Annotated in this window: 20 protein-coding genes and 2 riboswitches; all 20 genes read left to right on the plus strand. The window is 40.5% G+C overall.

The genetic code is table 11. The annotated features are described in order from the left end of the window. The first annotated feature begins 180 nt into the window (after window positions 1–180). A complete protein-coding gene (gene metK / locus U1E44_RS14355) occupies window positions 181–1,437 on the plus strand; it encodes a methionine adenosyltransferase (protein WP_322931797.1) in 1,257 nt (418 codons plus the stop codon). 76 nt (window positions 1,438–1,513) lie between these two features. Then, a riboswitch (SAM riboswitch) is annotated at window positions 1,514–1,625 on the plus strand. A 134-nt stretch (window positions 1,626–1,759) separates the two neighbouring features. Then, window positions 1,760–5,146, plus strand: coding sequence for a bifunctional aspartate kinase/homoserine dehydrogenase I (gene thrA, locus U1E44_RS14360; RefSeq protein WP_322931798.1), 3,387 nt, complete (start codon window positions 1,760–1,762; stop codon window positions 5,144–5,146). Between the two features lie 146 nt (window positions 5,147–5,292). After that, window positions 5,293–6,069 (plus strand): hypothetical protein, encoded by a 777-nt coding sequence (locus U1E44_RS14365; RefSeq protein ID WP_322931799.1) that lies wholly within the window; start codon window positions 5,293–5,295, stop codon window positions 6,067–6,069. 354 nt (window positions 6,070–6,423) lie between these two features. Beyond that, window positions 6,424–7,596 (plus strand): trans-sulfuration enzyme family protein, encoded by a 1,173-nt coding sequence (locus U1E44_RS14370; RefSeq protein WP_322931800.1) that lies wholly within the window; start codon window positions 6,424–6,426, stop codon window positions 7,594–7,596. 533 nt (window positions 7,597–8,129) lie between these two features. Then, window positions 8,130–8,546: an RrF2 family transcriptional regulator gene (locus U1E44_RS14375; RefSeq protein WP_322931801.1), complete on the plus strand. Its 417-nt coding sequence runs from the start codon at window positions 8,130–8,132 to the stop codon at window positions 8,544–8,546. Window positions 8,547–8,754: 208 nt separating this feature from the next. Further along, the gene (locus U1E44_RS14380) at window positions 8,755–9,378 is read left to right on the plus strand and encodes a phosphoadenosine phosphosulfate reductase domain-containing protein (protein ID WP_322931802.1); all 624 of its coding nucleotides are present in this window, start codon (window positions 8,755–8,757) and stop codon (window positions 9,376–9,378) included. Window positions 9,379–9,433: 55 nt separating this feature from the next. After that, window positions 9,434–10,384, plus strand: a complete 951-nt coding sequence (gene cysD / locus U1E44_RS14385) for a sulfate adenylyltransferase subunit CysD (RefSeq protein ID WP_322931803.1) — start codon at window positions 9,434–9,436, stop codon at window positions 10,382–10,384. Between the two features lie 82 nt (window positions 10,385–10,466). Further along, window positions 10,467–11,714, plus strand: a complete 1,248-nt coding sequence (locus U1E44_RS14390) for a sulfate adenylyltransferase subunit 1 (protein ID WP_323673910.1) — start codon at window positions 10,467–10,469, stop codon at window positions 11,712–11,714. Window positions 11,715–11,911: 197 nt separating this feature from the next. Next, the gene (locus tag U1E44_RS14395) at window positions 11,912–14,002 is read left to right on the plus strand and encodes a hypothetical protein (RefSeq protein WP_322931805.1); all 2,091 of its coding nucleotides are present in this window, start codon (window positions 11,912–11,914) and stop codon (window positions 14,000–14,002) included. 4 nt (window positions 14,003–14,006) lie between these two features. Next, entirely contained in the window at window positions 14,007–14,819 is an 813-nt protein-coding gene (gene cobA / locus U1E44_RS14400; RefSeq protein WP_322931806.1) for a uroporphyrinogen-III C-methyltransferase, read from the plus strand. Next, the gene (locus U1E44_RS14405) at window positions 14,819–15,400 is read left to right on the plus strand and encodes a precorrin-2 dehydrogenase/sirohydrochlorin ferrochelatase family protein (RefSeq protein ID WP_322931807.1); all 582 of its coding nucleotides are present in this window, start codon (window positions 14,819–14,821) and stop codon (window positions 15,398–15,400) included. Before cobA ends, U1E44_RS14405 begins: the two co-directional genes overlap by 1 nt. Before the next feature lie 35 nt (window positions 15,401–15,435). Then, complete coding sequence (locus U1E44_RS14410; protein ID WP_322931808.1) at window positions 15,436–16,497, plus strand: NAD(P)/FAD-dependent oxidoreductase; 1,062 nt, start codon at window positions 15,436–15,438, stop codon at window positions 16,495–16,497. 123 nt (window positions 16,498–16,620) lie between these two features. Continuing rightward, a riboswitch (SAM riboswitch) is annotated at window positions 16,621–16,726 on the plus strand. A 248-nt stretch (window positions 16,727–16,974) separates the two neighbouring features. After that, complete coding sequence (locus U1E44_RS14415; RefSeq protein ID WP_322931809.1) at window positions 16,975–17,976, plus strand: homocysteine S-methyltransferase family protein; 1,002 nt, start codon at window positions 16,975–16,977, stop codon at window positions 17,974–17,976. 24 nt (window positions 17,977–18,000) lie between these two features. Beyond that, the gene (locus tag U1E44_RS14420; RefSeq protein WP_322931810.1) at window positions 18,001–18,357 is read left to right on the plus strand and encodes a four helix bundle protein; all 357 of its coding nucleotides are present in this window, start codon (window positions 18,001–18,003) and stop codon (window positions 18,355–18,357) included. Between the two features lie 17 nt (window positions 18,358–18,374). Further along, window positions 18,375–21,080, plus strand: coding sequence for a methionine synthase (gene metH / locus U1E44_RS14425; protein WP_322931811.1), 2,706 nt, complete (start codon window positions 18,375–18,377; stop codon window positions 21,078–21,080). A gap of 130 nt (window positions 21,081–21,210) precedes the next feature. After that, window positions 21,211–21,456 carry a hypothetical protein gene (locus tag U1E44_RS14430; protein ID WP_322931812.1) on the plus strand — a complete coding sequence of 82 codons (246 nt, stop codon included), beginning with the start codon at window positions 21,211–21,213 and terminating at the stop codon, window positions 21,454–21,456. Next, window positions 21,453–22,406: a methylenetetrahydrofolate reductase [NAD(P)H] gene (gene metF / locus U1E44_RS14435; protein ID WP_322931813.1), complete on the plus strand. Its 954-nt coding sequence runs from the start codon at window positions 21,453–21,455 to the stop codon at window positions 22,404–22,406. Before U1E44_RS14430 ends, metF begins: the two co-directional genes overlap by 4 nt. A gap of 94 nt (window positions 22,407–22,500) precedes the next feature. Beyond that, window positions 22,501–23,607, plus strand: coding sequence for an acyloxyacyl hydrolase (locus tag U1E44_RS14440; RefSeq protein ID WP_322931814.1), 1,107 nt, complete (start codon window positions 22,501–22,503; stop codon window positions 23,605–23,607). 1 nt (window position 23,608) lies between these two features. Beyond that, a complete protein-coding gene (locus U1E44_RS14445) occupies window positions 23,609–24,388 on the plus strand; it encodes a head GIN domain-containing protein (protein WP_322931815.1) in 780 nt (259 codons plus the stop codon). A 126-nt stretch (window positions 24,389–24,514) separates the two neighbouring features. Continuing rightward, window positions 24,515–25,621, plus strand: a complete 1,107-nt coding sequence (locus tag U1E44_RS14450) for a serine hydrolase domain-containing protein (RefSeq protein ID WP_322931816.1) — start codon at window positions 24,515–24,517, stop codon at window positions 25,619–25,621. Window positions 25,622–25,759 lie beyond the last annotated feature (138 nt).

Genomic DNA, 25,759 nt, shown 5'->3' on the forward strand with positions numbered 1-25,759 from the left:
ACAGGATAAATTTTTATTTCTTCTGCAATTATGTACTTTTGCCCTGTACAAGAACGAGGAGGGATTTGACTGATTGCAACCTCGATAAAAATGCTAAAGCAGTTATGGTTTGATGTTCCATCATTTCATAATCTTCTTTCGACGTTCACGTCAAATCCATCTTAAAAATTACATTAGTTTATGGCCTATCTTTTTACGTCCGAATCGGTAAGTGAAGGACATCCGGATAAAGTAGCAGATCAGATCAGTGATGCCCTATTAGATAACTTTTTGGCATTCGATCCCGAAAGTAAAGTAGCTTGCGAAACCTTGGTAACCACGGGGCAAGTGGTTTTAGCGGGTGAAGTAAAAAGCAGCACCTATTTAGATGTACAACAAATTGCGCGCGACGTCATTAACAAAATAGGCTATACCAAAGGAGAATATCAATTTAGCGGCGATTCTTGCGGTGTTATTTCCCTTATCCATGAACAGTCCAAAGATATTAATCAGGGTGTAGATCGCAGTGAAAAGGAACAACAAGGGGCCGGAGATCAGGGCATGATGTTTGGCTACGCCACCAAAGAAACAGATAATTATATGCCTTTGGCCTTAGATCTTTCACACCGCATATTAAAGGAATTGGCAGCTTTACGAAGGGAGCAGAAGGAAATTACCTATCTACGACCCGATGCCAAGGCTCAGGTAACCTTGGAATATTCGGATGAGAACCAACCTGTGCGTATCGATACCATTGTAGTATCTACCCAACACGATCCTTTTATGGCAGATGACGATAACATGTTGTCAAAAATAAAGCACGATATTCAGCATATTTTAATTCCAAGGGTTAAGGCTCAGCTTCCTAAAAGTCTACAGGTTCTTTTTAATGACAAGATCACCTACCACATAAACCCTACCGGAAAGTTTGTTATCGGTGGGCCGCATGGGGATACCGGTCTTACCGGACGTAAGATTATTGTGGATACCTATGGTGGCAAAGGAGCCCACGGGGGCGGTGCATTTAGCGGAAAGGATCCAAGTAAAGTAGACCGGAGTGCTGCTTATGCTACGCGCCATGCCGCCAAGAATTTAGTAGCAGCAGGTGTGGCCGACGAGATTTTGGTGCAGGTTAGTTATGCCATTGGGGTTGTAGAACCCACTTCCATTTTTGTGGATACCTATGGTACTTCAAATGTACCTTTAAGCGATGGAGAAATAGCCAAAATAGTAAATCAATTGTTTGACATGCGGCCTTTTGCGATCGAAAAAAGATTAAAACTGAGAAATCCTATTTATTCTGAGACGGCAGCTTACGGACATATGGGGAAGATGCCTGAGACGGTGGTGAAAGTGTTTGAGTCGCCTTATAATGGTAAGATTGAAATGCAAGTAGAACTGTATACTTGGGAGAAATTAGATGAAGTGGATAAGGTAAAATCGGCATTCAATTTATAATTTTAAAAAAATACTAGGAAAAAACGAAATTCCAGTACTATCTTTGTGCAGTAAAAGTTCAAAAATACATTTTGATAAGTTATCAAGAAAGGTGGAGGGAATAGACCCTTTGAAACCTTAGCAACCCTTTGCTTCCAAATGCAAAGAAGGTGCTACATTCTATCCGCCGATGGCGGACTAGATAACGAAATTGATTACTTCTGGTAATTGTCTCTTTCTTATAACGTATTTAAATTGTAATTCATTGTCATTATACCAATGAAGGTTTTGGCTTTAGTGTAATTAAAGAAAAAACTGAGTTAAATACGATTTAATTTGTACTATGTTACACCATATTAAACTACCAAATTTTACAACACTGAAAGGAAGCACTCAGGATATTTCGCTTTCCTATCAGTTGTTTGGCCCTAAACTGCATACTGCGCCTATTGTAATGGTAAATCATGCCCTTACCGGAAATTCTAATGTAGCCGGAAAGGATGGCTGGTGGTCTTCTGTAATTGGAGACGGAAAATGTATAGATACCGAGAAATTTACAGTATTGGCATTTAATATTCCAGGGAATGGATACGACGGATTTGTCATAGAAAACTACAAAGATTTTGTGGCTCAGGATATCGCTAGAATATTCTTAGTAGGATTAGAGGCACTACATATTAAACGCATTTATGCGTTAATTGGAGGTTCTTTGGGGGGTGGTATTGCTTGGGAAATGGCGGCCTTAAATCCAAACCTTACCGCACATTTAATTCCTGTAGCATCGGATTGGAAATCAACCGATTGGTTAATTGCCAATTGTCAAATTCAAGAACAGTTTCTCGTAAATTCTAAACAACCGGTACACGATGCCCGTATGCATGCAATGTTGTGCTATCGTACACCGGAATCCTTTAAGGAACGTTTTAAACGAAGCACCAACGAAGAGCTTCATGTTTTTAATGTAGAAAGTTGGCTTACACATCACGGTAAAAAACTACAAGAGCGATTTCAGTTATCGGCCTATAAATTAATGAATCAGTTGCTAAAAACGATCGATGTAACCCGAAATGGCGAAGATACGTTCCGCGATTTGCAAAACAGCGAAACCAATATTCATATTATTGGGGTAGATTCGGATCTCTTTTTTACAGCGAAGGAAAACAAAGATACCTTTAAACAATTGGCACAAGCCAACAGCAATGTTACCTATGGCGAAATACAATCCTTGCATGGACATGATGCTTTTCTTATTGAATTTGAGCAGATGGAACAATTGCTCAAAGGTGTTTTTGACAGTAATGGAAAAACCAAAAAGGTTAAAATTTTAAAGTTTGGAGGTAAATCGCTGGCCAACGGCGAAGGTATAGCCAATGTATTGCGGATTATTGCTGTAAAAGTTGAGAATGGCGAGCATATTGCCGTTGTACTTTCAGCTCGGGAAAAAGCTACAGATGAGTTGGAAATTATTTTAAAAAAAGCCGCAAAGGGCAAAGATTATAACAAAGAGTTTAGTTCCTTTAAGAAGTATCAGCAACATACCTTTACCCAAGTAGATTTGCAAACGGAATTTGCACGACTAGCCCGCTTATTTGATGGGGTGGCCATGTTAGGCGATTACAGTTCAAAAATTAAAGACGAAGTACTGTCTTATGGAGAACTTATTGCGGCCAAGGTAGTTACTCAATTATTGCAAGAAAAAGGAATTGCATCGCAGTTAATCGATGCCAGAGCATTGATTAAAACGGATAAGGCATTTGGCGATGCCAATGTTATGGAATTGATAACAAAAGAAAATGTAGTGCGGGCATTTGCAGCCTTACCGCCAGATACGGTACCCATTATTACAGGTTTTATAGCATCTAATATCGATAATGAAACCACTACCTTAGGACGTAATGGCAGTAATTATACGGCAGCCTTATTGGCTAATTTTTTGAATGCGGAAGAATTGCAAAACTACACCCATGTAGATGGGATTTTTACAGCGAATCCGGATTTAGTACCCGATGCCAAGCGGATCGCCGAATTGTCGTACAGCGAAGCTAATGAACTGGCCAATTTTGGAGCCACCATTTTGCACGCCAAGACCATAATTCCGCTGATAGAGAAGAATATTCCGTTACGTATTCTGAATACCTTTAATGGCGATAATGAGGGTACGCTCATTAGTGCCAAGACCAGTAAAGAAGGCATTAAGTCCCTGTCGGTCATAGAACATGTGGCACTCGTTAATTTAGAGGGAAGAGGGTTGTTAGGAAAGGTCGGAGTTGATGCGCGCATTTTTAAAACACTGGGAGCTAATAAAATAAGTGTAAGTATTATAGCGCAGGGTTCTTCCGAAAGAGGTATTGGTTTGGTCGTCGCCTCAGATAAGGCAGCATTGGCTAAATCGGTTTTGGATGAAGAATTCGAAAGCGATTTTCACTCCAAAGACATGAATAGAATTACGGTTACAGAAGATGTTTCTGTGATATCCATAGTGGGGCAAGATCTAAGTACCTTTCATAAACCTTATAATGCACTTATTAAAAATCAGATTGTACCCTTGTTGTTTAATAATACGGTTACGGGAAAGAATGTGAGTTTGGTCGTTCGCAGATCAAATCTAACGAAAGCCCTGAACGTAATGCACGGTCAAATTTTTGGTATCAGTAAGAATATAAATGTAGCGATTTTTGGTCATGGCAACGTGGGAGGTACTTTAATAGATCAGATTTTGAAATCTACCTTGGCCATAGAAGAACGCAAAGGGTTAAAACTAAATGTGTTTGCCGTGGCAAATTCAAGAAAGGTTCTGCTCCGCAAGAACGGAATTTCAAACAGCTGGAAAAATGATATTGAGGCTCATGGCAAATCCTATAGTATCCATGATATTTTTGATTTTGCTCGGGAAAATCATTTAGAAAACTTAATTGCGATTGACAATACGGCCAGTGAGGACTTTGTAGCGCATTATATCGATTTTATAGAAAACGGGTTCGATATGGTTTCTTCAAACAAAATTGCCAATACATTGGGCTTTCACTACTACCAACTCCTACGGGAGGAATTGGCAAAAAACCAGAAACAATACCTTTATGAAACCAATGTCGGTGCAGGATTGCCACTTATAGACACCATTAAATTACTGCATTTATCGGGCGAGAATATTACCCGTATTCGGGGAGTTTTCTCTGGTTCTTTAAGTTTTATGTTCAATACTTTTTCAGAAGAGGAGGTTCCTTTTTCTACCATCTTAAAACAGGCCATGGGTAAGGGCTATACCGAACCTGATCCGCGAGAAGATCTTTCGGGCAACGACGTGGGTCGTAAACTACTCATTTTGGCGCGGGAATTGGATTTGCGAAATGAATTTTCGGATATTGAAATCCAAAATTTAATTCCCCAGACCCTTCAAAAGGGAAAAGTGGATGCTTTTTTGTATAATTTAGAGGCGTTAGATGCCGCACTTCAAAAAATTAAGGATCAGCAAAAACCCATGCATGTACTGAGGTATGTCGGGGATTTGGATGGTGATTTGCAAAAAGATAAAGGTAACTTATCGGTAAAATTAGTCTCTGTCCCTAAAGAAAGTGCATTGGGGCAAGTAAAAGGATCAGATTCCATTATAGAGATTTACACAGAATCCTATGGAGATAATCCTTTAGTAATACAAGGTGCCGGTGCCGGTGCTGCAGTTACGGCAAGAGGTGTTTTTGGCGATATTTTACGCATCGCAGAAAAAGGATAAAAACGCTTTTAATGAAATGCATAGAAGGGGTATACACCATCAAATGGAACGTTATAAGACAGAGCAAACAAAATTTTAGGAAATAGGCATGGTTCATGTTTGCTTTTTAAACATTGAAAAAAGAAGGAACACTTAAAAGTAGTTGTATGAAAGAAAAAAGTAAAGTAATTAGTTTGTTTGATAAAAAAATGAATTTTCGAAATGAAATTGAAAATTACTCGGATCTTTTAAATGATTTTATTGCGCCGTTTCAGAACGACTTTCCGGAAGCGTATGAATTGCATGATGTTGTCCAATTTGCAATCTATGCCTGGAATTTTGCCAACATGAAAAATGAATTACCTGCAGCGGAATTTGAAAAGGTAAGGCATCCTCCTTTAATGCCAGACGAAGAAAATGCCATACTTCAAAAAATGCTTGCTTTAAAAGGAAGTAAATTTGCAAAATACTCCAATTATATCCTTGATTATGCACTTGAAGAGGTAGAAGAAGGGGAAGAAGATATGAAATTAACACTGCAAACTGCTGGATTTGAAGAATTTATGATCCACCTACAAAGTGAGACGGCCGATTCCCATACTCAGGAAGATTACGAAGAGAACTACATAAACAGGTATGCCGTCATTGTAAAGCCGAGACAACCTTTTTTCGATTGGCTAAATGCGCTATATCCTGACGATAAAATTGATGAAATTGACGAAGCTAATGTGTATCTGGTAGATGACGCTATTGGAGATCTTGAAAAATGGCTTCAAAAAAAATTTGATAAATTCTTTACCATGGAATTGTATGAATGGCATACCCGTAAAAAGGATTGGCCTCAAAAACGCAATTTTAAAATGTTTAAACAATGGTTTCAAGTAGATGTGGCAAGTATGGTATACGATATGGAGAAAATACCTGTAAGCAAGGCGCTATTTTAGTTTTTTTTTGACGCTATATGAGTAGGAATCATCCGAAATGAAGCCATAAAAAATAAGGAAGGAATTTTCATTCCTTAGAGAACAATTAGGCTGCCAAATATGAGGTGCACCTTCAGGTGTTTTCTATCTTTTTTTAAGTAAGTTCGGATACGATTTCCTTATAGCGAGTATCGAAAAGACAAGTAAAACGATACAACAAAAATTCATATCCACCTTTGTAAATAAAGAATAACATTTTAAAGGAAATAAGATCAACCAGCACTACCTGAGCCTGCGGAACACGGTTGGGTAAAGAGTTCCCCAACCCTAGGAAATGCTGAAAATAAAGTATACAATTTATGAAATTTTGTAAGAATGACTAAAAAGCGATATCAACCCGAAACAGAAGCTATACGCACGCAAGCGCAGCGAACCTCATTTATGGAACACGCTGTACCGCTGTACCTCACCTCCAGTTTTGTTTTTGAGGATGCAGAAGACATGAGAGCATCTTTTGCCGAAGAGAAAGATAGGAATATTTACTCGCGGTATTCCAATCCCAATTCGTCCGAATTTATAGAAAAAGTGTGTCAAATGGAAGGAGCGGAGGCAGGTTTTGCCTTTGCGTCTGGGATGGCCGCCGTATTTTCTACCTTTGCGGCACTCCTACAAAGCGGCGATCATATCGTTTCGTGTCGAAGTATTTTTGGATCTACGCATAGTTTGTTTACCCAGTTTTTTCCAAAGTGGAATATTACAACCAGCTATTTCGGGATCGACCAATTGGATGCTGTTGAAGGGCTCATTACACCGCATACCAAAGTAATCTATGCCGAATCGCCTACCAACCCTGGTGTAGATGTGCTGGATTTAGAGGCGCTATGTAGTATCGCCAAAAAGCACAATCTTATTGTGATCATTGATAATTGTTTTGCGACGCCCTATTTGCAGCAACCTTTAAAGTTTGGTGCCGATTTAGTAATCCATTCAGGCACTAAATTAATGGATGGCCAGGGTCGGGTTTTAGCCGGGATCACGGTGGGCAATGCAGCACTTATCGATAAGATATATCGTTTTGCACGAATTACAGGTCCTACCTTATCCGCTTTTAATGCCTGGATATTGAGCAAGAGTCTAGAAACACTGGCTGTTCGGGTAGATCGCCATTGTGAAAATGCCCTTCAATTGGCTACTTTTTTGGAGAGTCACCCTAAAATAAATTGGGTGAAATACCCTTTCTTAAAATCGCATCCCCAATATGAAATAGCCAAAAAGCAAATGAAAGCCGGAGGTTGTGTGGTGGCATTTGATGTAAAGGGCGGAATAGAAGCAGGGCGTCGGTTTTTTGATGCGATAAAATTATTGTCATTATCGGCCAATCTTGGTGACGCCAGAAGCATTGTAACCCATCCGGCGTCTACCACTCACAGTAAATTATCAACAGAGGAAAGGGCTTTGGTGGGCATTACCGACGGTATGGTGCGCGTTTCTGTAGGTTTAGAGCATATCGATGATATTATCGGCGATATTGCACAGGCGTTGGGATAGGTATTTGGCAGTGTTTGTATCCAAATACACAAAAGGTAGAATAAGCATAGAATACCACCCATAGTACTCAAGGTAGTAGCAGTGCTATTTTAAAAATGTGCGCACTCCTTGTTCCTTTGGATTTGAGTTCTTCAATCTAAAGATTCCCCGACCCTTGGGTCGGGGTTTCCTATTTATCGCTCCTTTGGAGAGGTCGGAACTGCCTTTTTGCAGTAGCGGGTGAGGTAAAATACAACACTTCGGTTTTTGGCCTAAAGGCCAAAAATGAAACTGGCGAAACCTGTACTGAGCGCAGCAGAAGTATACCCCTATGGCTTGCCTCGGTGTAGTCAGTTTCAGGAAATTTTTTATTTTTTGCCCTGACTCAAAGGATACATCCAAGAAATCTTCATTACTTCTTTCAGGATCGAGGCAAAGAATGAAGACTTTAGGGTTAAATAGGCACTAAATAATCAAAATGCACAACGGGTTGTGCTTATAAGATTTTGGTTCATTCTTATTTGTTAAATTCCAAAATTCCCTATCTTCGTACTATGCTATCAAAAAAGACCAAATACGGATTAAAAGCTTTGGCTTATCTGGGTTCCCAAAAGGACAAAACGCCGGTGCAAATTGTGGAAATTGCGGAACATGAGAATATTTCCCAGAAATTTTTGGAAAGCATTCTGCTCACCTTGCGAAAAACAGGGTTTTTGGGATCCAAAAAGGGGAAAGGCGGGGGGTATTACCTCATAAAGGACCCTGCGGATATTCCTATGATAACCGTAATGCGAGTGCTAGAAGGACCTATTGCCATGGTAGCCTGCGTTAGTCTTAACTTCTATGAAAAATGCGATGACTGCCCTGATGAAGCGGGCTGTGCGGTAAATAAGTTGATGGGAGCCGTAAGAGACAGCACATTGGAAGTGTATAAAAAGAACACCTTGGCCGATTTAATTCGGAAATCCTAAAATCACCCTAATTTTTTTAGTAAAATTCAATTCCTTGTTGTTTTTTGTGACAAATCATTAAAATAACATGGTTTACGTAATATTAATGCGCTTTTAACGTCTTAATTGGCAAATATGTATTAAATTTGTAAACCCTATCAAATCTATAGGATATAAGAAATAGTAAGCATTAAATTGTCATAAGGCATATTAAAAAAGAATTCTAAGAATGGCACTTACGGAAGCAGAAATTATCGCATTAAATGCGCAACTTAAAACCGCAGCACCGGAGGAGATTATTTCTTGGGCGGTAAACTATGGTAAAAATCCTGTAGTTACAACCAATTTCCGGCCTTATGAGGCGGCTATACTGCATGCTGTAGCTGCAATTAAAAAAGACATACCAGTCATTTGGTGCGATACGGGTTACAATACCCCTCATACCTATAAGCATGCGGAAAGTGTGATCCAAAAATTAGGATTACAGGTGCAATTGTACGTGCCCAAACAAACAGCAGCACACAGAGATGCCCTCATGGGTATCCCTGCCATAGATGATCCTAGACATGCCGAATTTACGGATCAAGTAAAGCTAGAACCGTTTAGGCGCGCGATGGAAGCGCACAAACCTGATGTTTGGTTCACGAATCTCAGAAAGGGGCAAACCGCACTGCGAGACACCTTAGACATTTTAAGTGTGAGTAAGGATGGTGTTCTTAAAGTGAGTCCTTTTTATCATTGGAGCGATGCCGAGTTGGATGTGTATTTAAGCGAAAATAACCTCCCCAACGAGCACCACTATTTTGACCCCACAAAAGCGTTGGAAAACAGAGAGTGTGGGTTGCATACCTAAAAAATAAAAATCAATAAAATAGTTACGGGATACCTACCCTTACACGGAGAAACTTATGTCGCATACAGAAACCTTAACGTCTCTAACAAAGACCAAAACAGAAACCCTTTCCGTATTGGATATTAATCCATTAGAAAGTGAAGCTATTTATATCTTTAGAGAAGTAGTTGCTCAATTCGAAAAACCGGTACTCTTGTTTTCAGGAGGCAAAGATTCCATCACTTTAGTGCGGTTGGCGCAAAAAGCCTTTTTTCCGGCAAAAATTCCCTTTCCGTTGCTGCATATAGATACGGGTCATAATTTCCCGGAAACAATAGCGTTTCGCGACAAACTGGTAAAGGAATTGGGCGTGGAGCTTATTGTGCGAAACGTGCAAGATTCTATAGACCAAGGCAAAGTGGTAGAAGAATCTGGGAAATACGCCAGCAGAAATATGTTGCAAACCACCACGCTTTTAGATGCAATTGAAGAATTTAAGTTTGATGCGTGTATTGGTGGTGCACGCAGAGATGAAGAAAAGGCAAGAGCTAAAGAACGGATCTTTTCGGTTCGAGACGATTTTGGTCAATGGGATGAAAAAAACCAAAGACCGGAACTTTTCGACATGCTTAACGGGCAAATAGAAATGGGGCAAAATGTACGTGTTTTTCCAATTAGTAATTGGACAGAATTGGATGTTTGGAGCTATATTCAAAAAGAGAAAATAGAAATCCCTTCAATTTATTTTGCGCATCAACGCAACATATTTGTGAGAGACGGACTTATTTGGTCGGCACAAGATGATGTGGTTTTTAGAGCGTCGGACGAAAAAGTGGAAGCGCGTACCGTACGTTTTAGAACGGTTGGCGACATGTCTTGTACAGCAGCCGTAGAGTCCGATGCAGATACCATCGACAAGGTGGTCTCGGAAATACGAGAATCTAAAATTTCTGAACGCGGAGCACGTATCGATGATAAGCGTTCCGAAGCAGCGATGGAAAAAAGAAAACAACAGGGATATTTTTAATCGGGTTTAGCGGTATTGGTTGTTCGTTGATACTATGTTGCGAACAACACCAACAACCATAAACTCACAACAAACAACGAAATTGGAAGTACTAAAAATAGCAACAGCAGGCAGTGTAGATGACGGTAAAAGTACCTTAATCGGTCGGTTACTGTACGATACCAAATCGTTAACAGATGATAAGCTAGAGGCCATAGAACGGACCAGCAAGCAGAAGGGATATGATTATTTAGATTTTTCCTTGGCTACTGATGGTTTGGTCGCCGAACGCGAACAAGGTATTACCATAGATGTGGCCCATATTTATTTTTCAACCCTTAAAAAAAGCTACATCATTGCAGATACGCCCGGTCATGTAGAATATACAAGAAACATGGTTACGGGAGCATCAACTTCTCAGGTAGCTATTATTTTGATTGATGCTCGCAAGGGGGTAATTGAACAGACCAATCGTCATTTTTTTATTAATAATTTGCTTAGAATTAAGGATGTAATCGTGGCCATTAATAAAATGGACTTAGTCGATTTTTCTGAGGAACGCTACAATGCCATCAAGGCCGATTTTGAGCACTTAATGGCCAAGCGAGATTATCAAGAACAGAAAATAACCTTTATTCCGGTTAGCGCTTTAAAAGGAGACAATGTGGTAAATGAGTCTCAGAATATGCCTTGGTATACCGGAGAAACCCTATTACAACATTTAGAGAAACTAGATCGAAAAGATATCTATAATGTGGGTACGCCTCGCTTTCCAGTACAATATGTAATTCGGCCAAAAACAGAAGAGTTTCACGATTTTAGAGGTTTTGCCGGTAAAGTATATGGGGGCGAATTAAGTGTGGGTGATGAAGTTGTAGTACTTCCTTCTATGACCAAATCACGAATCAAAGAAATTTATTTTTACAATAAAAAATATCAAACCGCCACAAGAAGGTCGTCTATTACGATAACACTAGAGGATGAGGTAAATATCAGCAGAGGAGATATGTTGGTAAAGGTGGGGGATTTGCCTACTATCGACAAACAATTATCGGCCACTGTAGCATGGATGGACTCCCAAAAACTGACCTCCGGAAGTAAATATGTGCTACAGCATGGTGTAAATAAGGTATTAGCCAAGGTAGAGGCCATTGAGCATAAAATATTACCGGATTACTCCGGTATCGATAACCAAGTAAGTGCTTTGGGAATGAACGATATTGCACAAGTATCTTTTAAGTTAAACCGGCCTGTTTATTTTGATGCCTTTAAAAGGCATAGAACCAACGGCTCATTTATTTTAATTGATACCAATACCAATGCCACGGCCGGTGTCGGATTTATTAATTAAATGTAGGTGCGTCTATTCGAGTAAAATACTTTACGAATTTTACATTGGTAACGGCGAACCTAATAAGTTCTGAATAGGAAAATAGAGGCCCTAAAAGCGGTAAGGTGTAGCATAATATACCCCTGACGCCGCCACGAAAATGAGGCAGATTGTTTAAAATTAACCTATACATAATATAGGAAAAATAGAGTATAATTATGCAGAGTTTTAGATCAGAAATAGAAAATCCGATTGTACAAAAGGATATCCTAGACTTGGAAGCCAAAATTCATTTATTTAAAGAAGGAAAGATAGATGAAGAAAAATTTCGAAGCCTGCGTTTAGCACGCGGAATCTATGGTCAGCGTCAAGAAGGAGTACAGATGATTCGAATGAAACTTCCCTATGGCAAGGTAAGTTCCAAACAGCTTCGACGCATTTGCGAGGTGTCCGATGAATACTCTACGGGACGCCTACATATTACAACACGTCAAGATATTCAAATTCATTATGTAGATATTAGCCGCACTCCCCAATTGTGGTCGGAGTTAGAAAAGGATGAGGTTACCATTCGAGAGGCCTGTGGCAACACGGTGCGCAATGTTACGGCCAGTGAAACCGCAGGTATAGATCCTAACGAGCCGTTTGATGTGTCTCCTTATGCGCACGGACTGTTTCAATATTTTTTAAGAAATCCTATCGGACAGGAAATGGGTCGGAAATTTAAAGTTTCCTTTTCTGCCAGTGACGCCGATACCGGACTTTCATATATGCACGATTTGGGCTTTATTGCCAAAATTGAAAATGAAGTACTCGGATTTAAGGTGATGCTGGGGGGCGGATTGGGTTCGCAGCCCCGACATGCCGACGAATTATTCAGCTTTCTTCCGGCAAACCAGATTATTCCGTTAATGGAAGCCGTAGTACGGGTTTTTGATCGGTTTGGAGAACGCAAAAGTCGCGCAAAAGCTCGCTTGAAATTTTTAATAAAGGATATCGGATTAGAAGCTTTCAAAGCACTTTTGGCTCAGGAAAAAACGGCTGTACCGTTCGACACTTTTGAAATTGATGTAGCAAACTATCCCAAAGTACAAATAGCCAAAACTACAGTTCCGGAGGTTCAAATTGCAGATCAAAAGGCGTTTCAACGGTGGAAATCGACAAACATAGTGTCCCAAAAACAAAAAGGGTATGTCGCCATAGGTATTAAAGTACTATTAGGCGATTTTTATACAGACAAAGCTAGAGCTTTGGCCGATTTGGTAGAAAAATATGCCGCTTCGGAATTGCGATTTTCGTTACGGCAAAATATTTTAATTCCCTTTGTTGCAGAGGATCTCATTCCTTTTTTCTATACCCAATTACAACAATTAGGCTTCACAGAAGAAGGGTACAATAAGGCCGTAGATATTACAGCTTGCCCAGGTACCGATACCTGTAACTTGGGTATTTCCAGCAGTACCGGTATTGCTGAAGAATTGGAACGGGTTATCAAAACCGAATACCCCGATTACATTTACAATAAAGATGTGGTCATTAAAATTAGTGGTTGTATGAACGCTTGCGGACAGCACAACATGGCCGATATTGGTTTTCAAGGGATGTCTGTGAGGACTAAAAATAAACTAGTAGCTCCGGCCTTACAAGTCTTGCTAGGTGGCGCCAATTTTGGCAACGGCACAGGGCGTTTTGCAGATAAGGTGATAAAAGTACCCAGTAAAAGAGGCCCGGAGGCACTGCGTTTAATTCTAAATGATTTTGACGCCCATGGTAACGGACGTTCTTTTGCCGCGTATTACGAACAAAAAGGACAAATGTATTTTTACGATTATTTAAAACCCCTTTCCGATGTGGATAATTTAACGGCAGATGATTTTATAGACTGGGGTAATACTGAAAAATACGAGCAAGCCATAGGTGTCGGAGAATGTGCCGGGGTAGTTATAGACCTAATAGCTACGCTTTTATTAGAGAGCGAAGAAAAGATTCAAAATGCACAGCAGGCTTTAGATCAGGAAAAGTGGGCAGCCGGTATTTATCATACGTATTCGGCTATGGTAAATGCCGCTAAGGCATTATTGATTGCCGAGAATTTAAAAACTAATACGCATGCCGGTATTATTGCCGATTTTGATGCCACTTTCGTTGCTTCGGGAAAAATTAGGTTACAAACTTCTTTTGAATCTTTGGTATATCAGTTAAATAAGAATAAACCAACAGCGCATTTTGCGTATCAGTATTTAGAAGCTGCTAAGGCATTTTTAGACACGGTTGGCGAATATAGAACTAAAGAATTGGTGGAAGCCTAGGAGTATGCGCATAGAAAAGGCAAATCAGGAAAACATATATGCCGGAAAAGCGCCTCGTCTTACGGTGGTAGGCGCTGGTCCTGGCGATATCGAACTCATTACATTAAAGGGGATTAACACCCTTAAAAGTGCAGATGTTGTTTTGTACGATGCCTTGGTAGCCACCGAATTGTTGCAGTATGCGCCCCACGCAGAGCATATTTTTGTGGGCAAGCGCAAAGGATGTTATGCCTATCAACAAGAACAGATCAACGAGCTTATTGTGAGTTGCGCAAAATCTCATGGTCATGTGGTGCGCTTAAAGGGAGGAGACCCCTTTGTTTTTGGGCGTGGCGCAGAAGAAATGGCCTATGCCGCAGCACAAGGCATAGCTGTAGCAATGGTACCCGGAGTGTCTTCGGCCTTATCCGTTGCGGCAATACAGCATATTCCCGTCACTAAAAGAGGCGCTGCCGAGAGTTTCTGGGTAATTACAGGAACTACAAAGGAACATCGGCTTTCTCAAGATGTGCACCTGGCAGTAAAATCTAATGCTACTGTGGTCATTCTAATGGGGATGTCAAAGTTGGCATCAATAGTGGCCTTATTCAAAAAAGAAGGAAAAGGGCAGCGGCCTGTGGCTATTATTCAAAACGGTACCACTGCAGAAGAAAAAATAGCCATAGGAACGATAGCGACCATAGAAAGCGAAGTTCAAAAGCAAAAATTGACGAACCCCGCAATTATTGTTATTGGAGAAGTGGTTTCGCACAGAGCAGCCTTGTTGCAGTTGCAACCGGCTGAATTAAGTCGTAATTTTGTTGAAAAATTAGGCTGATGGAACGGAATAATTTATACCCCATATTTTTAAAAGCATCAAACCTCAATATCCTTATTGTAGGCGGCGGCCATGTGGCGGAAGAAAAATTGAATTTCCTTACGAAATCGAGTCCGGATGCCAAGGTGACCATGGTATCCCCAATGTTCCGAGAAGGTACTATGCAATTAGCGAATCAATTTGGTGTTGAATTAATTACCGATGTGTATCATCCAAAGTATGTAGCCGGTAAACATATGGTAATTGCCACCACAGATGTTCCTGAAGTAAACATACAAGTGTATACCGATTGCAGAAAAGAAAGCAAGTTGGTTAATGTCGCCGATAATCCCCCGTATTGCGATTTTTATATGGGCGGTATCGTTACCAAAGGCAATGTAAAAATTGCGATTTCCACCAACGGCAAATCGCCTACCACTGCTAAACGATTGCGGCAGTTTTTTGAGGAGGTCATACCGGAGGATATCAGTAATATGGTAGCAAACCTACATGACTACAGAAAAACGCTCAAAGGTGACTTCGAAGAGAAGGTAGAAAAAATGAATGAAGTCACAAAAAAGCTAGTAGAAAAATCTTTTTAGAAAATTTACGTTTTATAGGAATAACACAGATTAGAATGATTAAAACAGATATTATTATCATTGGCGCAGGCCCCACAGGGTTATTTACCGTTTTTGAGGCAGGCTTATTAAAACTTAAAACACATCTCATAGATGCTCTTGCGCAACCCGGAGGGCAGTGTTCTGAGATTTATCCTAAAAAACCCATATACGATATTCCCGGATTTCCGGAAATTTTGGCCGGCGAATTGGTCTCTAATTTGATGGAGCAGATTAAACCTTTCGAGCCCGGATTTACCCTAGGCGAACGTGCGGAGACCTTAGATAAATTAGAAGACGGCTCTTTTGTTGTGACCACCAATAAAGGCACTAAACACCACGCTCCCGTCGTTGTTATTGCCGGTGGTTTAGGTTCTTTTGAACCCAGAAAACCGTTAATCCCCAATATTCTAAACTACGAAGATAAGGGGGTTTCTTATATGATAAAGGATCCGGAGGTGTTCAGAGATAAAAGGGTGGTTATTTCAGGCGGTGGAGATTCGGCCTTAGACTGGGCCATTTATCTTACGAATGTAGCTTCAGAAGTTTCCTTAGTACACCGTAGAAATGAATTTAGAGGTGCCTTGGATTCGGTAGAAAAAGCATCAGAATTGGCAAAACTGGGAAAAATAAGACTGTTTACCGAAGCAGAAGTTACCCAAATTCAAGGACAAAATCAGCTAGAAGCTGTTATCATAACGCATAATAATCCTGAAAAAGGAACCACTTTTTTGGAGACGGATTATTTTATTCCCTTGTTCGGCCTTTCCCCAAAGTTGGGTCCCATCGGCGATTGGGGTCTCGAAATTGAAAAAAATGCAATAAAGGTGAACAATGCCAAAGACTACCAAACCAATATTCCCGGGGTATTCGCAATTGGCGATGTCAATACCTATGAAGGAAAACTAAAATTAATACTTTCCGGATTTCACGAGGCTGCCGTCATGTGCCAGTATGCCTATCAAATCATCAATCCCGGAAAGCGTTACGTTATGAAATATACCACGGTGGGTGGCGTAGAAGGCTTTGATGGCAGTAAAAAGGAAGCTAAAAAAGAAGTAGTACAAAGCATTTTTTAGAAAACCGAATGCTGCCTTTAGAAGGTAAACGATCTTATACTATGGGCTAAAAAACAGGCTATATTCCTTGCTTTTGCCAAGGCTGTGCCGTTACTTTGCAGCCCGTTCATTATCAAATTGAAATTGTTATCAAGAAAGGTGGAGGGAATAGACCCTTAGAAGCCTTAGCAACCCTTTATCTGTAAAGAAGGTGCTACATTCTATCTGCCCATGGCGGACTAGATAACTCGGAAAAAGGTAAAAAATGCTGCTTTTCCTTTCTTGATACATCACTTTTTTTAGCGTTACCCTTTTGTAAAACAAATGGGTCGGGCTATACGCTGTATCTTTTTCGCTTTTTTTAAAGCGAAAAAGGATGTCGCTCCTATCCCTAACGCAAAAAGGATTGCGAAAATAAAAACGGGAAAGACAGCAAAGCACGTACATTAAGAATAGAGAGGAATGCCGAGGTGTTAGGATCAAAATTGAAAAAAATAAATGAAAAACATAGCGCAAATATTAAAGGAGCGTATACTGGTTTTAGACGGTGCCATGGGCACCATGTTGCAACGCTATAAATTCACCGAAGCCGATTTCCGTGGCGAACGCTTCAAGGATTGGCCACATCCGCTACAGGGCAACAATGACTTGTTGTCCCTTACCCAGCCCGATGCTATTGCCGCCGTACATCGCAGCTACTTTGAGGCCGGAGCCGATATTGCAGAAACCAATACTTTTTCCGGAACCACCATCGCCATGGCCGATTACCACATGGAAGAATTGGTGTACGAGTTAAACTATGAATCGGCTCGGATTGCCAAAAAAGTCGCCGACGAGTTTACGGCCAAAGACCCTCATAAACCTCGTTTTGTTGCGGGAAGTATCGGGCCAACCAATAAAACCGCCAGCATGTCGCCCGATGTAAACGATCCCGGATATAGAGCTATTTCTTTTAACGAACTTAGAGTTGCCTATAAACAGCAGGTAGAAGCTTTATTGGATGGTGGGGCAGATCTTTTATTAGTAGAAACTATTTTTGATACACTCAACGCCAAAGCGGCCCTGTTTGCTATAGAAGAAGTAAAGGAAGAACGGCAGATTCATGTGCCTATTATGGTCAGTGGCACTATTACCGACGCATCAGGTAGGACCTTATCAGGACAAACGGCAGAAGCATTTTTAATTTCTATTTCGCATATTCCTATATTATCGGTCGGGTTTAATTGCGCTCTAGGAGCCAGTCAATTAACACCCCATTTGGAAGTCATATCCGCAAGAACGGATCATTTTATTTCAGCCCATCCCAATGCAGGATTACCCAATGCTTTTGGAGCATATGATGAAACCCCAGCGCAAATGGCAGCACAAATTAAAGAGTATATGGAAAAGGGACTAATAAATATTGTTGGAGGCTGTTGCGGCACCACCCCGGAACATATTAAGGCAATTGCGGAGTTGGCTGTAACGTATAAACCAAGACCGTTGTCGGTTGTCGGTTGATGGTTGTTCGGAAATTTTTTTAAAATGGATTATACAGAATTGGAAGTGTGGAAAGAAGCTAGGATTTTGGTTCATATGATTTATAATATAACAAAAAAATTCCCTTCAGAAGAATTATATGGTTTAACAAATCAAATACGACGCTGTGCCGTGTCAATTCCTTCAAACATTGCAGAGGGTTGTGGGCGGAGAACCTCGGCTGATACGATTCAATTTTTACACATAGCTAGGGGTTCTTTATATGAATTGGAAACACAATCTTTTATTGCAATAGACCAAAATTATTTAAACAAAGAGGATTTTGATTCTGTTTTTAATCAGATCGTAAAGTGTAAAAAACTTATAAATGGTTTTATTAATTATTACAAAAAGACAAAATAACGTCTGGAAAAAACACAATGAAACTATCAACAGACAACGGTCAACAGACAACTAGATTTTTAAAGCTAAGCGGACTTGAACCTCTCATCATCACTCCGGAAAGCAATTTTGTGAATGTTGGGGAGCGTACTAATGTGGCGGGTTCTAAGATGTTTCTTAGGCTTATAAAGGAGGAAAAATTTGAAGAAGCTTTAAAAGTAGCCAGAGACCAAGTAGAAGGTGGTGCGCAAATCATCGATATTAACATGGATGATGGGCTCATCGATGGCAAAGAAGCCATGGTAAAGTTCCTTAATCTGGTAATTGCCGAACCGGATATATCCAGAGTTCCTATTATGATTGATAGTTCTAAATGGGACATTATTGAGGCCGGCTTGCAAGTGGTACAAGGAAAATGTGTGGTAAACTCCATCAGTTTAAAAGAAGGGGAGGCGCAATTTATGCATCAAGCCAAACTCATAAAACGCTACGGAGCTGCCGTAATCGTCATGGCCTTTGACGAGGTTGGTCAGGCCGATAATTACGACCGGCGTATCGAAATCGCAAAACGATCGTACGATATTTTGGTAGATAAAGTGGGTTTTCCGCCGGAAGACATCATCTTCGATCTCAATATTTTTCCGGTGGCCACGGGAATGGAGGAGCATAAATTAAATGCGCTCGATTTTATAAAGGCCACTTCTTGGGTACGTAAAAATCTGCCATATTGCAGCGTTAGTGGTGGTGTAAGCAATGTATCCTTCTCCTTCCGCGGAAATAATCCGGTACGGGAAGCCATGCATTCTGTGTTTTTGTACCATGCTATAAAGGCAGGGATGAATATGGGTATTGTCAACCCCACCATGCTGGAGGTCTATGACGATATTCCCAAAGATTTGCTGGAACGGGTAGAAGACGTAATTCTCAATAGAAGGGACGATGCCACGGAGCGTTTACTGGATTTTGCGGAATCGGTGATAGGGAAAACCAAGGAAAGCAAGGTAGATCTATCATGGAGAACAGAGCCGTTACAAAACAGAATTACCCGCGCTTTGGTAAAAGGAATAGATGAGTTTATTACCGAAGATGTAGAGGAAGCCAGACAGCAAGCCAATAAACCCATAGAAGTTATTGAAGGCCATTTAATGATTGGGATGAATGTGGTGGGCGACTTATTTGGGAGCGGTAAAATGTTTTTACCTCAAGTCGTAAAATCGGCGCGTGTTATGAAAAAAGCAGTAGCCTATCTGTTACCATTTATTGAAGAAGAAAAACTCCTTAATCCTCAAGTAGGCGATGAAAAGGGAAACGGTAAAATCTTAATGGCGACGGTGAAAGGCGATGTCCACGACATTGGAAAAAATATAGTAAGTGTAGTACTGGCCTGTAACAGTTATGAAATTGTAGATTTAGGGGTAATGGTACCCCCAGAAAAAATTATGGCTGCAGCGATAGAACACGAAGTAGATATTATTGGTTTGAGTGGCTTAATTACGCCGTCTTTAGATGAAATGGTCTTTTTAGCCAAAGAAATGGAGCGTCAAAATTTTAAAATCCCTCTGCTCATTGGAGGAGCCACCACCAGTAAAGCCCATACTGCTGTAAAAATTGATACGCAATACAGTGAAACCGTGGTGCATGTTAATGATGCCTCCAGAGCGGTCACCGTAGTAGGCGATCTTTTGCAGAAAGAAACCTCACAGGCGTATAAAAAAGGAATTAAAACGGACTATGCCGATTTTAGGGATAAGTTTCTGAAGCGAACTAAAATAAAGGAATATAAAACGCTCGCCCAAGCCAGAGCGAATAAGTTCAAGATTGATTGGAATAGTGCCGAAATTATAGAACCAAAAGAATTGGGCATTCATGTTTTTGAGGATTTTGATTTGCGAAAATTAGATGATTTTATAGATTGGTCGCCCTTTTTTAGAAGTTGGGAACTACATGGAAAGTACCCGGATATTCTAAAGGATGATGTCGTAGGGGAACAAGCTGTAGCGCTTTTTGACGATGCCAGAAAGATGTTGGAAACAATTTTTAAAGAAAAAAAGCTGAAAGCTAAGGCAATTTTCGGCTTGTTTCCGGCGAATACGGTTGGGGATGACGATATTGAGGTGATTACGGCCGGTAAAACCTATACATTTAGAACGCTACGGCAGCAGTTGAAACGAAAAGAAGGTGTGGCAGATTATGCGCTGGCCGACTTTATAGCGCCAAAAAGCACTGGAAGACAAGATTATATTGGATGCTTTTGCGTAACCACGGGATTCGGGGTAGATGAAATGGCAGATGCCTACCGTGAGAATCTGGATGACTATAATTCTATTTTAGTGAAGGCCTTGGCAGATCGTTTGGCAGAGGCGTATGCCGAATATCTGCATAAAGAAGTACGAAGGAACTATTGGGGCTATGCGGCCGACGAAAACCTGTCTAATGAGGCATTAATTAATGAAACCTATAAAGGCATCCGTCCGGCACCGGGATATCCTGCGTGTCCCGATCATTTAGAAAAACGAACCATTTGGGAAATGCTCGATGTAGAAAATACCATTGGGGTAAAACTCACTGAAAGTTTGGCCATGTGGCCTGCTTCTAGTGTAAGCGGCTATTATTTTGCAAATCCGGAAGCAAGGTATTTTGGGCTAGGAAAAATTAAGGAAGATCAGGTCGAAGATTTTGCCAAGCGCAAAGGAATACCTTTGGATGAAGCAACGAGATGGTTGGCCACGAATATAGCAGATTGATGATGTTGAGATAGAAACCCAAGTCTAAATAAGTAATTTCCCTCTGGAAGGGAAGCTCGTCCGGAACATGTTTTCGGTAGGTTAAGGGAGTCGAAATAGAAACAACGAACCAACACAATAAAATAAACACTTGAAACAAAAATTCATAGAATTATCATTGGGAAGCCATCTCATATCGCATGGTTATACAACTGATAACAAAGAGATAACCGAAGAAGTGAAAATAGAAGGTTTTTCTAAAAAAATAGTTGCGATTTCCAGAATTAAATCAGTAAGTGAAAAATATATCTTGATAGATTACCTAAGTGGCAGATGGATTTATTGGGAGTATGAAGGGGATTATAAATTTATAAAAAGGGTATTGTTGGAAAAATGAAAGTAACAGACCATATAAAAGCAGCAAACGGAAACACCTTGTTTTCCTTTGAGTTGATACCGCCCGTAAAGGGACGCAGTATTCAGGAATTGTACAATAACATCGACCCATTGATGGAGTTCAATCCGCCATTTATTGATGTAACCACTTCTAGGGAAGAGTATATTTATATTGATAAAGACGGACTTTTAGATAAAAAACTGACGCGGATGCGCCCTGGCACCGTGGGCATTTGCGCATCCATAAAACACAAATACAAGGTAGATACCGTGCCGCATGTGCTTTGCGGTGGGTTTACAAAGGAGGAAACGGAGTATATGCTTATTGATTGTCAATACCTGGGTATCGATAACGTAATGGCATTAAGAGGCGATGCCATGAAAGATGAGAAATATTTTGAACCAACTAAGGGTGGACATGCCTATGCAAGCGATTTGGTAGCCCAAATTAGGAATATGAGTAATGGGAACTACCTTCATGAAGTAGTGGAAACCGATAATTGTATTGATTTTTGCATTGGCGTAGCCGGCTATCCCGAAAAACATTTGGAAGCTCCTTCTTTAATATCAGATTTAAAAAGGCTTAAAGCAAAAATAGATGCCGGTGCCGATTATGTGGTTACACAAATGTTTTTCGACAATCAGAAATATTTTCAGTTTGTGAATGCAGCACGCGACATAGGGATTACGGTACCCATTATTCCCGGGATTAAGCCTATAGCGGTAAAAAAGCACTTGCAACTCTTGCCTCATGTTTTTAGAATCGATATTCCACAAGATCTTATTGATGCGGTAGATCATTGTAAGAATAATGCCGAGGTACGGCAAGTGGGTATAGAATGGAGTATTCAGCAATCTAAAGAATTAAAAAAGGCCGGTGTTCCCGTGTTGCATTATTACTCTATGGGAAAGTCCGACAACATTAGGGCGATAGCCAAGGAAGTGTTTTAGATACAATAGCGTCTGGGTGCTATCTCGGTTTTTTTGGGTTTTCTGCCATAATTGATGCCTAGGCAACCATTATATTTTCCTATTTTTGCGCCCAATGGATATAAAACCCTTTTTAGGTCTGTTTTTTTTAACTGCTTTTGGTTTGGCTCAAGAAAGTGGTGAAGAAGTAAAAAGGTATACGCTGGATGCCAACCAGTTTAATGGTTCTATTTTATTACACAATCCCGATATTTCACATTTAATTACCGGCCATCCTTCTGGAGTAATCTTAAGTTACAACAGAAAAACCTACGGATTTCAAGAATGGGAACGTCGTTACAATTACCCAGATGTAGGTGTTTCCTTTGTGTATCAAGATATGGGGAATAGTATTTTAGGGCAGAATTTTGGAATCTATGCTCATTATAATTTCTATTTTTTTAATCGTAATGTTCAGTTTCGGTTGGGGCAAGGTATTGCCTATAATACCAACCCGTACGATAAAAACCGAAATTTTAGAAACAATGCCTACGGAAGCCATTTATTGAGTTCTACCTATTTTATGCTTAACTACCACAAAGAGAACCTCATTGCAGGGTTGGGGTTCAAAGCCGGACTTTCCGTAATTCACTATTCTAATGCAAATTTTAAGGCACCCAATACTTCTACCAATACCTTGGCATTAAACGTAGGTGTCACCTATGACTTAGACGGGGGTACTGCGCCTGTAGCATATCATAAGGATACTCTACGAAATAAAATAACAGAACCCATTCATTACAATTTTGTGTTCCGAAGCGGCATTAATGAGAGTGATGTCATTAATTCCGGGCAATTTCCATTTTATATCGTGTCGGCGTATGCCGATAAACGCCTTAGCAGGTACAGTGGCCTTCAGTTGGGCACAGAGGTATTTTTTTCTAATTTTTTAAAGGATTTAATACGTTTTCAGTCCATTGCCTTTCCGGAAAATAATGTGGCTATAGACGATGATTATAAACGTGTTGGCTTGTTTTTGGGGCACGAGCTCTATATCAACAAAATGTCAGTGGTTACCCAATTGGGGTACTATGTGTACTATCCTTTCGATTTTGAAGGACGGGTTTACAATAGAATTGGCTTAAAACGCTATTTTGGCTCCAAAGTTTTTGGTGCAGTAACCTTAAAATCGCATGGAGCTAAAGCAGAGGCCGTGGAATTTGGAATTGGAATACGCCTGTAATATGAGAACGACCAAATACATACAAAACCTACAAAAATGGATAGCGTTGCTATCTTTGGCGCTATTCATAGGCTGTAACGGCGAAAATGTCCCTGATTGTTTTCAAAATGCAGGTGATCTAGTTCGGGAAGATATCTCGGTGGCCAACTTTACCAAGATTACCGTTGGGAAAAATGTACAATTGGTTTTACAGCAAGGTGATGAAATTCGTGTCTCCGTAGAAACCGGAAAATTTCTACTTAACGAGGTATCGGTAGAGGTGAAAGACGATCGTTTGCTTCTAATAGATACTAACGATTGTAATTTTGTTCGGAGTTTTGGCCTGACAAAGGTGTATGTTACTGCCCCGAATATTACGGAAATTCGCAGCAGTACAGGTTTTCCTATACGAAGCGAAGGGGTTTTGCGGTACCCTAATCTTGCCTTGCTTTCCGAAAGTTTTACCGATCCGGAAGCCGATGTAACCAGTGGTGAGTTTACTTTGGATTTGGAAACAGAAAGCCTTTCCATTGTTTCCAACGGACTGTCCTTTTTTAATCTCCGGGGTAGTACCAACAATTTTCAAATCACTTTTGCTGCCGGTGATGCCCGTTTGGAAGCTACCGAATTAATAGCGCAACACATTACCCTAAATCACCGAGGAACCAACGATATGCGCCTAAACCCCCAACAATCCTTACAGGGAATTATAAGAGCTACAGGAGATGTAGTCGCTATAAACAGACCGCCATTGGTGGACGTACAAGAGCTTTTTAAAGGGAAGTTGATATTTAGGGAGTGATGTATTTAAATTTTGAATTTTGAACTTGATACTTGAACTTGATACTTGAGCTTGAACTTGATACTTGATCTTGTATTTGTATTTGCTTTTTGAGCTTATATTTGAAAATTTTAAACCATAAGCATTTTGAAACCGATAGCTTCGTATGTACGGGAAATGCTTGTTTCGCTTCGTATTTTGGGAAATTCCCCAAAACTTCAGGGCTTGACGAAGGCGGATGCTTTATTGGCCAGTCTCATCCGAAAAAAAAAGGTACCCGGCTTGGCCATTACCGTAGTAAAAGATAATGCTGTTTTTTTTCAAAAAGGATATGGCTACGCCGATATAGCGAAAAAGATACCCGCAGACCCAAAACGCAGCGTTTTTAGGATTGCCAGTGTGTCCAAACCGATAGCAGCCACGGCGCTCGCTAAGATGGTACAGGAAGGGCTACTAGATTTGGACGCTTCTTTTTATACCTATGTACCCTATTATCCTAAAAAGAAATATGACTTTACCATTCGGCAATTGGCGAGCCACACTGCGGGAATACGAGGGTATCGGGGTAAGGAATATGCACTAAATCAGCCTTTTTCCATCAAGGAAAGTATTGCAGTATTTAAGGATGATGCCCTTCTTTTTGAACCAGGAACAGCGTATTTCTATAACAGTTTTGACTGGGTTTTAATTTCTTTGGCCATGCAAGAAGTGAGCGGTATGCCTTTTGAAACCCTTGTAGCGCACTATGTCTTGGAGCCATTGGGCCTCACAAACACCTTTCCGGAAAAAACCGATGCCTTACCACCCGATACAGTAGTCTTTTATTCCAAAACAGTAAACGGATTTACCAATGCAACACCGGTAAATAACTTGTATAAGTTGGCAGGTGGGGGATATTTATCCACCTCCGAAGATATAGCACGATTTGGTCAGGCATATTTAAACCGAAGTGTTCTGGATGAAGGAGCTGTTGCTCAGTTTCTTACTTCCGAAATAATCAATGGAACACCAACCTATTATGGTTTAGGCTGGCAGGTAAGTCGGGATACAAAGGGCCGACCATATTACGGCCATGTAGGCAATGGAGTAGGGGGTTATGCCCTTTTTTATGCCTACCCAGAAGAACAAATGGTGTTTTCCATCCTAATGAACAGCACAAATCCCGGAATTGAGAAAGATTTAGATGAAATTGTGGATGTTTTGATAGGCTCCCAACATCCAAACACCAAGCATCAAGAGAATTCAGCAGCATAATCTCCCTCCTTGGGAGCGGTTAGTGTAGGTCAGCCTTTGAAAGAGCTTTCAAATATGCGGTGGCGCACCTACCAGTACCGTGTTTTTAGGTACTGCTTTTTCAATCCTGTTAACTTTAAAATCGATAGCGTTAATGAT

The organism is Aurantibrevibacter litoralis (genome assembly GCF_034651555.1).
GTDB lineage: Bacteria > Bacteroidota > Bacteroidia > Flavobacteriales > Flavobacteriaceae > Aurantibrevibacter > Aurantibrevibacter litoralis.

Coding starts and splice junctions, on each gene's coding strand:
- metK (WP_322931797.1), top strand. CDS start 181: ATGGCCTATCTTTTTACGTCCGAATCGGTAAGTGAAGGACATCCGGAT.
- thrA (WP_322931798.1), top strand. CDS start 1,760: ATGTTACACCATATTAAACTACCAAATTTTACAACACTGAAAGGAAGC.
- U1E44_RS14365 (WP_322931799.1), top strand. CDS start 5,293: ATGAAAGAAAAAAGTAAAGTAATTAGTTTGTTTGATAAAAAAATGAAT.
- U1E44_RS14370 (WP_322931800.1), top strand. CDS start 6,424: ATGACTAAAAAGCGATATCAACCCGAAACAGAAGCTATACGCACGCAA.
- U1E44_RS14375 (WP_322931801.1), top strand. CDS start 8,130: ATGCTATCAAAAAAGACCAAATACGGATTAAAAGCTTTGGCTTATCTG.
- U1E44_RS14380 (WP_322931802.1), top strand. CDS start 8,755: ATGGCACTTACGGAAGCAGAAATTATCGCATTAAATGCGCAACTTAAA.
- cysD (WP_322931803.1), top strand. CDS start 9,434: ATGTCGCATACAGAAACCTTAACGTCTCTAACAAAGACCAAAACAGAA.
- U1E44_RS14395 (WP_322931805.1), top strand. CDS start 11,912: ATGCAGAGTTTTAGATCAGAAATAGAAAATCCGATTGTACAAAAGGAT.
- cobA (WP_322931806.1), top strand. CDS start 14,007: ATGCGCATAGAAAAGGCAAATCAGGAAAACATATATGCCGGAAAAGCG.
- U1E44_RS14405 (WP_322931807.1), top strand. CDS start 14,819: ATGGAACGGAATAATTTATACCCCATATTTTTAAAAGCATCAAACCTC.
- U1E44_RS14410 (WP_322931808.1), top strand. CDS start 15,436: ATGATTAAAACAGATATTATTATCATTGGCGCAGGCCCCACAGGGTTA.
- U1E44_RS14415 (WP_322931809.1), top strand. CDS start 16,975: ATGAAAAACATAGCGCAAATATTAAAGGAGCGTATACTGGTTTTAGAC.
- U1E44_RS14420 (WP_322931810.1), top strand. CDS start 18,001: ATGGATTATACAGAATTGGAAGTGTGGAAAGAAGCTAGGATTTTGGTT.
- metH (WP_322931811.1), top strand. CDS start 18,375: ATGAAACTATCAACAGACAACGGTCAACAGACAACTAGATTTTTAAAG.
- metF (WP_322931813.1), top strand. CDS start 21,453: ATGAAAGTAACAGACCATATAAAAGCAGCAAACGGAAACACCTTGTTT.
- U1E44_RS14440 (WP_322931814.1), top strand. CDS start 22,501: ATGGATATAAAACCCTTTTTAGGTCTGTTTTTTTTAACTGCTTTTGGT.
- U1E44_RS14445 (WP_322931815.1), top strand. CDS start 23,609: ATGAGAACGACCAAATACATACAAAACCTACAAAAATGGATAGCGTTG.